The organism is Vibrio sp. sp1, assembly GCF_016920955.1.
Classification (GTDB): domain Bacteria; phylum Pseudomonadota; class Gammaproteobacteria; order Enterobacterales; family Vibrionaceae; genus Vibrio; species Vibrio alginolyticus.
Genome location: NZ_CP060589.1, coordinates 2,553,028 through 2,564,729 on the forward strand (window position 1 = coordinate 2,553,028; position 11,702 = coordinate 2,564,729).

General features: G+C 42.8%; 11 protein-coding genes. 4 read left to right on the forward strand and 7 right to left on the reverse strand.

Features of this window, described 5'->3' with window-relative positions:
• Window positions 1–82 precede the first annotated feature (82 nt).
• From xthA to dinG, 5 genes are all read right to left on the reverse strand, one after another.
• Entirely contained in the window at window positions 83–889 is an 807-nt protein-coding gene (gene xthA / locus H9L11_RS12000; RefSeq protein WP_005378433.1) for an exodeoxyribonuclease III, read from the reverse strand.
• 95 nt (window positions 890–984) lie between these two features.
• The gene (rsmS, locus tag H9L11_RS12005; protein ID WP_005378432.1) at window positions 985–1,149 is read right to left on the reverse strand and encodes a pleiotropic regulatory protein RsmS; all 165 of its coding nucleotides are present in this window, start codon (window positions 1,147–1,149) and stop codon (window positions 985–987) included.
• Complete coding sequence (locus H9L11_RS12010) at window positions 1,149–1,694, reverse strand: primosomal replication protein (protein ID WP_033905048.1); 546 nt, start codon at window positions 1,692–1,694, stop codon at window positions 1,149–1,151. Before H9L11_RS12010 ends, rsmS begins: the two co-directional genes overlap by 1 nt.
• Window positions 1,691–2,476 (reverse strand): TSUP family transporter, encoded by a 786-nt coding sequence (locus tag H9L11_RS12015; RefSeq protein WP_005387866.1) that lies wholly within the window; start codon window positions 2,474–2,476, stop codon window positions 1,691–1,693. The genes H9L11_RS12010 and H9L11_RS12015 overlap by 4 nt, the downstream gene beginning before the upstream one ends.
• Before the next feature lie 14 nt (window positions 2,477–2,490).
• Window positions 2,491–4,566, reverse strand: coding sequence for an ATP-dependent DNA helicase DinG (gene dinG, locus H9L11_RS12020; protein ID WP_136976023.1), 2,076 nt, complete (start codon window positions 4,564–4,566; stop codon window positions 2,491–2,493).
• A 515-nt stretch (window positions 4,567–5,081) separates the two neighbouring features.
• On the opposite strand from dinG, the gene H9L11_RS12025 reads away from it, so the two are divergent.
• Both H9L11_RS12025 and H9L11_RS12030 read left to right on the forward strand, forming a co-directional pair.
• Window positions 5,082–6,161, forward strand: a complete 1,080-nt coding sequence (locus H9L11_RS12025; RefSeq protein ID WP_005378424.1) for a porin — start codon at window positions 5,082–5,084, stop codon at window positions 6,159–6,161.
• A 76-nt stretch (window positions 6,162–6,237) separates the two neighbouring features.
• Window positions 6,238–6,915: a DUF2057 family protein gene (locus H9L11_RS12030; protein ID WP_017634732.1), complete on the forward strand. Its 678-nt coding sequence runs from the start codon at window positions 6,238–6,240 to the stop codon at window positions 6,913–6,915.
• Between the two features lie 85 nt (window positions 6,916–7,000).
• Here H9L11_RS12030 and H9L11_RS12035 read toward each other — a convergent pair whose 3' ends face one another.
• The gene (locus H9L11_RS12035) at window positions 7,001–7,702 is read right to left on the reverse strand and encodes a pseudouridine synthase (RefSeq protein WP_005387874.1); all 702 of its coding nucleotides are present in this window, start codon (window positions 7,700–7,702) and stop codon (window positions 7,001–7,003) included.
• A 311-nt stretch (window positions 7,703–8,013) separates the two neighbouring features.
• On the opposite strand from H9L11_RS12035, the gene H9L11_RS12040 reads away from it, so the two are divergent.
• The gene (locus H9L11_RS12040) at window positions 8,014–10,239 is read left to right on the forward strand and encodes an NADP-dependent isocitrate dehydrogenase (protein WP_205390779.1); all 2,226 of its coding nucleotides are present in this window, start codon (window positions 8,014–8,016) and stop codon (window positions 10,237–10,239) included.
• Window positions 10,240–10,422: 183 nt separating this feature from the next.
• On the opposite strand, the gene cspD is transcribed toward H9L11_RS12040, so the two are convergent.
• Window positions 10,423–10,641, reverse strand: coding sequence for a cold shock domain-containing protein CspD (cspD, locus tag H9L11_RS12045; protein WP_005378407.1), 219 nt, complete (start codon window positions 10,639–10,641; stop codon window positions 10,423–10,425).
• Between the two features lie 704 nt (window positions 10,642–11,345).
• Between cspD and clpS the strand changes: the two genes are divergently transcribed.
• A complete protein-coding gene (gene clpS, locus H9L11_RS12050; protein ID WP_005378419.1) occupies window positions 11,346–11,666 on the forward strand; it encodes an ATP-dependent Clp protease adapter ClpS in 321 nt (106 codons plus the stop codon).
• Window positions 11,667–11,702: the final 36 nt, after the last annotated feature.

Sequence of the window (11,702 nt, forward strand, 5' to 3'; positions counted from 1 at the left end):
ATTTGTATGAAAAGGGAGACAGAGTCTCCCTTTTTATTGGACTAAGCTTAGCGTTGAGTCTCGCTTATAGCTTTGCAATATATTACTTAAATGTTGACCAGATTGGTGCGTGATCTGAAGGCTTCTCGATACCACGAAGCTCATAGTCGATACCAGATTCAATACACTTTTCCGCTAGAGAAGGGGTTGCCAAAATGACATCAATTCGTAGGCCACGGTTATCATCAAAACCGCGAGAACGGTAGTCAAACCACGAAAATTGATCGTTCACCTCTGGGTATAGCTTACGGAAGGTGTCCACAAAGCCCCAGTCTAGTAAGGTTTTCAACCATTCGCGCTCTTCAGGTTGGAATGAACATTTACCTGTTTTTAGCCAACGTTTACGGTTTGGTTCGCCGATACCGATATCTGCATCAATAGGGCTGATGTTGATGTCACCCATAACAATCAATTGCTCGTCGTTATTGTGATGATCGTTTAGGTAGGTCATCAGATCTTTATAGAATTGGCGCTTGTATGGGAATTTGGTTTCGTGGCTGATGTTATCCCCTTGAGGGAAATAGCCGTTTAGCACAGTGACCTTTTCGCCGTTTTCATTTAAAAACGTTGCCATGATCATGCGCTTTTGATGTTCCTCGTTATCCGTCGGGAACCCTTTTTGTACGTGTAGAGGCTCTTGCTTACAAAGCATTGCTACGCCGTAATGTGCTTTTTGACCATGGAAATACACTTTGTAGCCCATGGCTTCGACAGCTTCAATCGGGAATGCTTCATCGTGAACTTTAATTTCCTGAAGACCAATCACATCAGGTTGGTGTTTGTCGATTAGCGCTTGGAGTTGGTGCAGTCGCGCACGTAGTCCATTGATGTTAAAGCTGATTACTTTCATTATTTATCCTTTTGGGGGCGTACTTTTTTATGAATAGTATCATTGTGTAAGAGCACTGAAAATGAGTCTCGGTGAAAGGATTGAAACGCTCTGAGCTACTTTGCTTTTAATTTGTTTTCTAAGTCGTTTTGCACGATCTTTAAAGCGTTAAGCGCAACTTCTGGATCTATCTCATTGCTCTCAAGCAAATAGATTAAATCGACAGCCAGTTTGATCTCTTCAGGTGCGTCATCTAAAGGCGAGGTTGGTTGATCAGCCATTATTGATGTTTTTCCCTATGTGTAATTTGGTTCTCTAGCTTAAGAAGTGCTGCTTCACAACGCGCTAAACGTTGCTCGGTTGCTAGTAATACTTTTTGAGCGTCGGCACGCATAAAACTCGGAGCGCTTTCGACAGCACGTTCTTTTTCTAACACCATCTCGCGCAAGCGTCTTGCCCACTCTTGGTGTTGAGCGAGTTCCTGATAAAGCACGTTGATAGGCTTGCGGAAATAGCTGCTATGTTTGATTTCATTCTTACGAATTTTAGTGGTAGAAATCTCGCGTTGAATTGCACCGATTTGCGCCACTAACCGTTCAGTGAGGTACTCAGCACGCAAAGCGGTGAGCTTACCTTCATTTTGCTCACGCACAATCGCATCCAGCGTGGCTTTTGCTTCTTTTACGCAAGGAGTAAGTAAGCGAGAGCGGCAACCAAATAAACGCTCATCAAAAAGCGGAACATGATGTTCGCCTCTTTGACGGTCAAGAACAGCGGCTTGCTTCGCCATTTGTTCTAGATTTTCCTGGAGTTGAGAAATGTTCATGACAAACCTACAAACCATGCGTCATAAGCCAATTTAATGGCTAGTATGCTGACGACAGTAACAAATACAGGACGAATGAATTTAGAACCAAATCTAATAGCGGAGTGCGCGCCAACAAAAGCACCAGCCATTAAACATACTCCCATTGTTAAGCCTAGCACCCAGTTGATGTGTCCGAGGAATGCAAAAGTGATCAAAGAGGTAAAGTTACTGGTAAAGTTCATTGCTTTTGCTAAGCCAGAGGCGAGCAAGATATTCAGTCGGTACAGCGCCATTGAACTTACTGTCCAAAAAGCCCCAGTTCCAGGCCCTGCGAGTCCGTCGTAGAATCCTATGGATAAGCCTTGCATGTACTGTTTTTTATGAAGTTTTGGGCAAGGCTCGGGTATTGGACTTTGATGAGCAGAGTGGGGTGTTTTATGAAAAACGGTATACAACGCTGCCGCCAAAATAACAAGCGGCAATCCTTTTTCCAGCCAATCCGTACTAATCGCATCTACAAATAGCGTACCTAATGTCGCTCCGACGAGTGTTGCCACGAATGCACGCCTCCAGCATTGAGGTTTGAATAGACGTTTTTTGTAGTACGTAAATGCTGCAGTAGAAGAAGCAAAGGTAGCGGCAAGTTTATTGGTGCCTAGTGCAATATGAGGCGGCAAGCCTAGCGAAAGTAGAGCAGGTACGGTAAGCATGCCACCACCACCAGCAACTGCATCAATAAATCCTGCGACAAAAGCGACAAGCGCCAACACCAACAGCATGGTTGGCTCAATCATTTCCATAAATGGTGATTCTTCTAATATTCTATTTTACGTTTAAATGGAGGTAGTGAGTCGATTAAGGCTTGTCCGTATCGCTTAGTGACTAGGCGTCGATCAAGAATCGTTACTCTACCAGAATCTCTCTCTTTACGCAGTAAGCGACCTACGCTCTGGATCAGCTTTTTGCTTGCGTCTGGTACAGTTATTTGCATAAACGGGTTTCCTCCTTTTTTCTCAATGTATTCGGAATGAGCCTGCTCAACAGGGGAGGTTGGAACGCCAAATGGAATTTTTGTAATCACCAAGTTTTCAAGTAATTCGCCAGGTAAGTCTAGCCCCTCAGAGAAACTGCCAGTACCAAATAAGACGCTGGTTTTATTTGATTCTATTAACTTTTTATGTTTTTTTAGAATTTCTTGACGTGAGCTTTCACCTTGAACTTGCAACGCCCAGCCTTTTTTTATGAACTCCGAAGAGAGTGCCTTCGCGACTTGGTTCATCTGCCAATAGGATGAGAATAATACTAAGTTGGCTTTCTTGTCTTCCAAGTACTTAGGCAATATCTCGATAAGATATTCAGTAAATTGAGGCGCTGGTGGTTCATATTTCATCGCAGGGATAAGCAATTCTGCCTGGTTTTGGTAATCGAATGGTGACGCAAGCGCTAAAAACTGAGTGCCTGATTCTGGTTTTCCATCAATACCAACCTGATGGCAAAAGTAATGGAAAGAGTTTAATGCACGCATCGTTGCGGAAACCAAAATGGCGCCAATACATCTGCTCCAAATCTGTTGGTCGAGTTGCCATCCAATTTCAAGTGGCGAAACACTCACAATGAAATCACCCTCGCGATCGGGGTGGGTTTCTAACCAGCGAGCTAAAGGCGCACCTTTTTCACGAGTTGGTTCAGCCATTAAATGCCATACTTGCGCTAGGTTTTCTAACCTTTGAATGTAGAAACCGAGCTCTGCAAGCGCTGGTTCAGCCAACCTTGTCGCAAGCTCCCCGTCTTTTACTCTTTCCGCAATAAGGTCGGCAATTTTTGCCACACTCTGATTTGCTTTTTTACTGAACTGTTTTAGTTCTTTGGATTGGCTCTCTAGCCACTCAGGTAGTTCACCGTGTTCGAAGCGGTAGATACCCTCTTCAAATTGAGCTGGGTCGAACTGTTTGGGCAATTGAGTCAGTGCCGGTATCAAGTTCTGAACCGCGTCTTGAAGGTCGTTGCGAAATCGAGCTACGCGTTTCTCGTCTGCGAGTGATGAAAACTTACTAATCGACTGATTCAACTTCTCAAGCCATGCTGCCGCGCCTTTTAAACTCGCAGATGCTGAAGCATGGTCACGAGCGACGTGAGGTAAGTGATGTGCCTCGTCGAAGACGTATATTGTATTTTCTGGCTCAGGTAAAATCACGCCGCCACCTAAATCTGCGTCTGCCATGACGAGAGAGTGGTTAGCAATGATGACATCGTTTTTATCCAACTCTGAGCGCGCTTTTTGGAATGGACAGCCGCGGTGGCCTGGTAAACTGTTATTGCAACTGTGTTTATCACTGACAATCAGTTGCCAAAGCTTATCATCGATGGTTTTAGGCCAAGAATCACGGTCACCGTCCCATTTCCCTTGCGCAAGAGAGCGATGCATTGTTTCCAACAGCTCTATATCTTTTTGCTTAGGTTTGGTTTCAAACATGGCTAACTGGCCACCATCAGCACCGCTAGCAGTGGCGAGCTTTTCAGCGCAACAATAGCGTTGACGGCCTTTTGCCAAAATAAAAGAAAACTCGCGGTCAGTAATCCGACGAAAAAGAGGGAGGTCTTTATTTATGAGCTGCTCTTGCAGAGCGACGGTCGCCGTTGAGATAACCACTTTTCTATTATTATGTACAGCCACGGGAATGGTCGCCATTAGATAGGAGAGCGATTTACCAATTCCAGTCCCTGCTTCTGCAACGAGTATTCGGTTAGATTTGTGATACTGACCGCACAGCGTTTTTGCAATCTCTGCAACAAGGTAGTTTTGTGCTCTTCTAGGCACAAAGTTATCAAGTTGATCTTGAAGGTTTTGATAGCTATTACGAATCGATTTTTGAATGTTACTGGTCAGCATACGGGCCTCAAATGCGTTGGAGGCGAATAGTAGCACACATCACTAGTTGTACAGTAGTTCACAAAACGGAATGCTTTTATAAGGAATATAGATCTCCTTCACAAAAAAATATTGAACCTTATCTTAATGAAATTAATTTCATTATATGAAAAATATAAAACTCCAACTTGGTCTGATTTGTGGGTTTTTATTCTTTTTTTTGTTTTTTTAAATTTACTTATTGGATTAAAAAACCATTTGTTAATAATTTTGTAAATTACAAATAATAATGGAGATTGGTTAGATGTTCGTCGAATAAATAAAGGTAAACTTATCAAGTTATTGTTTTATAATGGTATTTTGTTTTTTTTACATTGGTATTTAGAAAATTTGACAGCCAGAATAATCTTTTGCACTCTTAGCTCCAGATTTTGAGGAGGTGCTGTATAACGTTTTGTTAACGCTCTACCTCAAACATATAAAAAAAGGGAACCGGACAAGGATATCCCGAACTAAGAAAAGGCAGTGGATTAATTATGAAAAAAACTCTATTAGCACTAGCTGTAGTTGCGTCTGCAACTTCAGTGAACGCAGCTGAAGTATTCAAATCTGAAGAAGGTTCTGTAGATTTCTACGGTCAGCTACGTCCAACTCTTCTATTCACAGAAAAAACTGATCACACAGCAGAGCTAAACACTAGCTCTTCTCGTACTGGTGTGAACGCGGTTTACGTTGTTGACGAAAGCCTAAAAGTTCTGGGTGAAGTTGAAATCGGTGTTGCTCTAGGTGACAACTACGACGCAGGTGCTGATTCAAGCGAGCGTACAGATGACTCTGTATACGTACGTCGCCACATCATCGGTTTTGATATGGGTGATATGGGTACTCTTCGCTTCGGTAAAGAAGGTACTTGGGCTGATGACGTATACTTCGCAGATTACTCTTACTTCTTCGGTGGTAACGCAGCGGAAACTGCATACGGTCACGCTTGGAACAACGATTCTCAAATCAAATACGCTTACGAAAATGACGCGTTCTGGCTAAAAGCTGGTTACGCGCTAGGCGAAAAAGATTCTAACGAAGAAGTACTAGAAGTATTCGTTGGTAAATCTTTCAACGACCTATCTCTACACGCTGGTGTACTTACTGCGAACAACGACATCAACGTAACTAAAGAGAAAAAACTAGTTCTTAATGGTGTAGAGCAAACAGTTTCTCACACAGAGCGTACTGATAACGAAAACCTATCTTTTGAAGTAACTGCTGAGTACGCACTAAACGAGCACACTCTAGGTGCTACGTACTACTACAACGAAAACGAAGATAAGCTAGGTAAATCAACAGTTGATTCACACTACATCGTTGTAGCTGGTATGTTCGCTGTTGCTCCTAAAACAACTCTATACTCTGGTTACGAGTACCTAGCTCAGTCTACTGACGAAGCAGGTAAAGTAGACGCAGACTCTTCTTGGTTCTACGCTGGTGTTGAATACAAGTTCTCTAAATGGGCACGTGTATTCGCAGAAGCGGGTTACACTTTCGAAGGTACTGACTTCGACAACAAAGACACAGACGACGCAACTAACTTCGGTGTTGGTGCTCGTTTCTACTGGTAATCAATACCCAGTTTGATATTGTAAGACCCAGCTATATGCTGGGTCTTTTACTATGAAGATAAGGATGAAAAATTCTATGCAGTTATCATTAAAAGTGGCAATGGCACTGTCTATTTTTGCCAGTACAAACCTCTACGCTGCAACGACTTTAGTGGTTCCAGAAGACGTGAAGTTATTGGCCGTCAACATGGAGAAGCCAGATCTAGAAGGTGGTCTTTTTTCTAGTGAGAAGACAATCGAACTACCTGACGGAACGAATCAAATTGTCTTCAAATATCAACCTACATTCGAAATTAACGAAAACCTTAAGACGGTTTACAGTGATGTAATCGTTGCTAAATTTGATGCTGAAAACGAAAAGCTAACGTTTGAACTGCCAGAGTTTAAAACTCTTCGCCAAGCGCAAAACAACATCTCGCCTCTAGATTGGCAATTACTGGATACCAAAGGCCAACCTATTGCTTTGGTCGAAGATGTATTAGAGTCAGATGGTGTTCAAATTGGTCGTAATTACCCTCAAGAATCTCGCAACTACAATATTGCTGGCGGTATCGCGAGTGTTGCCGTTAGTTATGTAACTGTGAATCAGCATCAACAATCAGTAAGTGATATCGAGCCTCGAGTTGAGACTAGTGATACCCGTTCAACAGCCGCATCGAACGACAGCCCAATGGTTGATGTATTAAAGACGATGTACCAGAAAGCGTCTCCGGCGGAAAAAGAGGCCTTTAAAAACTGGCTTGCTGAGCAGTAATCCCTTAGTTCATTAGATAGGGCTTAACTGAAAAAGTATGAATCTAAAAAGCAGGCTTTAAGCCTGCTTTTATCTTTTCTGCTTGTTAGAGAGAGATTTCTCTCCATTCACCAGGCATTAGGTCGTTAAGGACGATATCACCCATCGAATGACGAATGAGGCGCAAAGTAGGGAAGCCAATGTGCGCAGTCATGCGACGCACCTGACGATTTCTTCCTTCAATAATGGTAATGGCTAACCAAGTGGTAGGGATATTTGCGCGAAAACGGACCGGAGGCGTTCTGTCCCAGACTTGTGGTTCTGGAATAACTTCAACTTCGGCTGGTAGAGTCATACCATCTTTTAGCTCTACTCCCTTTCTCAATTTTTCAAGATCTTGCTCCTGAGGAGCGCCATCAACTTGAACCCAATAAGTCTTCGGCGATTTTGACTTTGGCTGCGTTAGCTTCGCCTGCAAGATGCCATCGTTAGTGAGTACCATCAAACCTTCGCTGTCTCGGTCCAATCGGCCAGCCGCATAGACATTTTTGATTGGGATATAGTCCGCTAACGTTTTGCGACCATCGCCATCGGTAAATTGACTGAGCGTATCGTAAGGCTTATTGAAAATAATGACTTTACGATCTTTAGGGGCCACTTTTGGCTTTTGGCTTTTTGTTGGGCGATTAGGGCGGCGGTCTTGCTGAGTACGAGTCTTCGAGCCATTGCGAGCTCCTGAGTGTTTAAAATGGCCCGTTTTAGACTGGTTACGACTGCGACCTTTTTCCTGACCTGTACGAGATGACATGTTAACTACCCTGCAAAAATGTAAATGAACTGTGTTTGAAAGTTTTAAGTTTTCTCATGATCGGATATGATTTGCGCGCCTAAAACTAACAAACGCGCACAGAATGATAGACTAATTCGTGTTATTTGTTTAATTATATCAGTGCACTCATGGATTCAGAGCTTAGAGCTTCAAACTACAACAAAGAGTGCGAACCGCATGTGGCGTTAGTGAGGAGACATGTACTGCTAACGTGCAGCAATGCGTCAATTAAACCAACTCAGACGCTGAGTTGATCAGCCAACAAGTTGATTAAAAAATAGGGAAATTTCATGCCTACAGAAAAACCTACAATTATCTACACCATCACTGATGAAGCGCCGGCGCTAGCAACTTATTCATTACTACCAATCATTCAATCATTCACAGCATCGTCTGGCATCAATGTAGATACTCGTGATATTTCACTAGCAGGTCGAATTATCGCTAACTTCCCAGAGCATCTAAAAGAAGAACAGCGCATTGGCGATGCGTTGACTGAGCTTGGTGAACTAGCTCAAACTCCAGAAGCAAATATCATCAAGCTACCTAACATTTCAGCTTCAGTTCCTCAGCTTAAAGCGGCGATTAAAGAGCTTCAGGCGAAAGGTTACGATTTACCAAACTACCCAGAAGAGCCGAGCACGTACGAAGAGAAAGCGATTAAAGCGGCTTACGACAAAATCAAAGGTAGTGCGGTTAACCCAGTACTTCGTGAAGGTAACTCAGACCGTCGTGCTCCGACTTCGGTTAAGAACTACGCGAAGAAAAACCCACACTCAATGGGTGCATGGTCAGCAGAATCTAAGTCTCATGTTGCGAGCATGTCAGACAATGACTTCTTTGGTAGCGAAAAGTCTACAACTATCTCTGGTGCAACAGATGTCAAAATCGAGTTTGTCGGTAATGATGGTACAGTTAAAGAGCTTAAGTCTGCGTTCCCATTACTAGATAAAGAAGTCATTGATACTTCAGTAATGAAGAAGAAGGCGTTGGTTGAATTTTTCGAGAAAGAGATTGCTGAAGCGAAAGCACAAGACGTGCTGCTGTCTCTTCATATGAAAGCGACGATGATGAAAGTTTCTGACCCTGTCATTTTCGGCCATGCCGTAAAAGTTTACTACAAAGACGTTTTCGATAAGTACGGTAAGCTGTTTGAAGAGCTAGGCGTTGATGTAAACAATGGCATCGGTGATGTTTACTCAAAAATTGAGTCTCTACCTGAAGCGCAAAAAGCAGAAATTGAAGCGGCCATTCAAGCGGTTTACCAAACTCAACCAGAACTTGCGATGGTTGACTCTGATCGTGGTATCACAAACTTACATGTACCAAGTGACATTATTGTAGATGCTTCTATGCCAGCAATGCTTCGCTCTTCGGGTCAAATGTGGGGACCAGATGGTAAACAAAAAGACACCAAAGCGATGATTCCAGATCGTAGCTACGCAGGTATTTACCAAGCGGTTATTGATTTCTGTAAAGAGCACGGCGCATTTGATCCAACCACTATGGGTAGCGTACCTAACGTTGGTCTAATGGCTCAGAAAGCTGAAGAGTATGGTTCTCACGACAAGACATTCATTCTAGACGCTGCGGGTACTGTTCGCGTTGTTGATGCTTCAGGTAACGTACTGTTAGAGCAAGCGGTTGAAGAAGGTGATATCTTCCGTATGTGTCAGGTTAAAGACGCACCAATCCAAGATTGGGTTAAACTAGCAGTGACTCGCGCACGTGCAACAGGTGTTCCAGCTGTATTCTGGCTAGATGAAAACCGCGCGCACGATGCTGAGCTCATCAAGAAAGTAAACGCCTACCTACCAGATCACGATACTGACGGTCTAGAGATTAAGATCCTATCTCCTGTTGAAGCTTGTAAGTACTCACTAGAGCGTATGAAATCGGGCCTAGATACTATCTCTGTTACAGGTAATGTTCTTCGTGACTACCTAACAGACTTGTTCCCAATTCTAGAGTTAGGTACGTCTGCTAAGATGCTATCTATTGTTCCATTGATGAATGGTGGTGGTCTATTTGAAACAGGCGCTGGTGGTTCTGCTCCTAAGCACGTTCAACAAGTAGAAAAAGAGAATCACCTTCGTTGGGATTCTTTGGGCGAGTTCCTAGCGCTTGCAGCTTCGTTAGAGCATTTAAGTGTAGCGACAAACAATCCTAAGGCTCAGGTTCTAGCAGATACACTAGATAAAGCGACCGGTGAGTTTTTAGACACCAACAAATCTCCGTCACGCAAAGTGGGTGAGCTAGATAACCGTGGAAGCCACTTCTATCTTGCACTTTACTGGGCGAAAGCGCTTTCAGAGCAAACGGATGATGCGGATCTTGCTGCTGAATTTGCACCAATTGCAAAAGCGCTGTCAGAGCAGGAAGAAACGATCGTTGCTGAGCTAAATAATGCGCAAGGCGTGAAAGGTGAGCTAGGAGGTTACTACTTACTAGACGATGCATTGGTTTCTAAATTGATGCGTCCAAGCGAAACCTTTAACGCAATCATTAACAAGTAAGTTAGTGTAAAAACACGTCGTTTTCGGCGTGTTTCCTATCCTGTAAGTGCGTTGTAAGTGTTCCTTTTGTAACACGTGCTCTAAATAGTAAGAAACCCGCTATCTTGGCGGGTTTATTTTTCTCTTCAAAACATCAACGTGGCGTTTCGAGAGCAATATTTTTATATTTCGACAGCGCTCTAATTATTTGGCTTGGCCTTCAAGAGGCACGACGCTACTCGCGTGACAGCCTTTGGGACCTTTTTCAATCTCGTAAGAGACTTGTTGGCCTGCTTTCAGTGTACGATAACCGTCCATCTGGATAGTTGAGTAGTGGGCAAAGATATCTCCCTCTTCTTCATCTGAACAAATAAACCCAAATCCTTTGGCATTGTTAAACCACTTTACTGTACCTGTAGCCATGCTTTACATCCCTCATGCATTTTTTACTGATGTTGTTACTGCAACCAAGTTATACCTTTAACTTGGTACTACCATTGTCAGCGAATGCCAACAAACGTCAAATCAATGATAAGTCACATTCATCAAACCACTTAAAGAAGAGAAGTTTCAAAATGATGATTTATGCATCGACACTTTCCACTGTAGTCAATGAATTTCGACAGTCAATAGCAGTGAGCAACAAACAGAAACATAATTGAAAACAAATCACTTTTGAGATTAACAAATTTGCAAACAGTTTTTCGTATATACGCAGAAGTTTAGTCAATTTGCCTATGAAGTGGCTCATACTGAAAAAGCCATACTGTCCGTGTTGCTTATGGGAGAAGAATCCTCTGACTGAATAAAAAATGAAGTTTTCGTGATAATTACCGTATTCTCAATGAGGAAGTGTGATCCAGATAGAAGATGATGGGGTGGTTTGCAATAGTCCGAAAGCAATAAATAGAAAGTTCTTTTATAAGAAAAAATGTGTAACTTATCGACAAGCATCTTTTATTTGCGCCGTATCAAGACGTGCATTAGTCTCTATATTAGGTAGCAACTTTTATCGATCAAAGATCGAATTCGGTGCCATAACTCACTACACCGCGCTGCACGCTTGTGGTAGATTGTTTTTATAGGTCGAAAACATCAACCCTTTGATACGATATCTTTAGATTGCCATGAGTAAAAATTTTGAATGGGTCACTCCGGACTCTGATCTTCTGGAGCGAGAAAGTACGAAAGTCCAGCCACCTAAGCTGTACAATGTCGTACTCAATAATGATGACTATACACCTATGGATTTCGTCATAGAGGTGCTTGAGCGATTTTTCTCACATGATATTGATAAAGCAACTCAAATCATGCTTCAGGTCCACTATGAAGGAAAGGCAATTTGCGGCACATACAGCGCAGAAATTGCCGAAACAAAAGTAGCGCAAGTTACGATGTACGCAAGGGAAAATGAACATCCGCTACTTTGCACTATGGAGCAAGCGTAAACAAAGAAGACTTGCTCGAACAACCCCAGTTGTTTT

Coding starts and splice junctions, on each gene's coding strand:
- xthA (WP_005378433.1), bottom strand. CDS start 889: ATGAAAGTAATCAGCTTTAACATCAATGGACTACGTGCGCGACTGCAC.
- rsmS (WP_005378432.1), bottom strand. CDS start 1,149: ATGGCTGATCAACCAACCTCGCCTTTAGATGACGCACCTGAAGAGATC.
- H9L11_RS12010 (WP_033905048.1), bottom strand. CDS start 1,694: ATGAACATTTCTCAACTCCAGGAAAATCTAGAACAAATGGCGAAGCAA.
- H9L11_RS12015 (WP_005387866.1), bottom strand. CDS start 2,476: ATGGAAATGATTGAGCCAACCATGCTGTTGGTGTTGGCGCTTGTCGCT.
- dinG (WP_136976023.1), bottom strand. CDS start 4,566: ATGCTGACCAGTAACATTCAAAAATCGATTCGTAATAGCTATCAAAAC.
- H9L11_RS12025 (WP_005378424.1), top strand. CDS start 5,082: ATGAAAAAAACTCTATTAGCACTAGCTGTAGTTGCGTCTGCAACTTCA.
- H9L11_RS12030 (WP_017634732.1), top strand. CDS start 6,238: ATGCAGTTATCATTAAAAGTGGCAATGGCACTGTCTATTTTTGCCAGT.
- H9L11_RS12035 (WP_005387874.1), bottom strand. CDS start 7,702: ATGTCATCTCGTACAGGTCAGGAAAAAGGTCGCAGTCGTAACCAGTCT.
- H9L11_RS12040 (WP_205390779.1), top strand. CDS start 8,014: ATGCCTACAGAAAAACCTACAATTATCTACACCATCACTGATGAAGCG.
- cspD (WP_005378407.1), bottom strand. CDS start 10,641: ATGGCTACAGGTACAGTAAAGTGGTTTAACAATGCCAAAGGATTTGGG.
- clpS (WP_005378419.1), top strand. CDS start 11,346: ATGAGTAAAAATTTTGAATGGGTCACTCCGGACTCTGATCTTCTGGAG.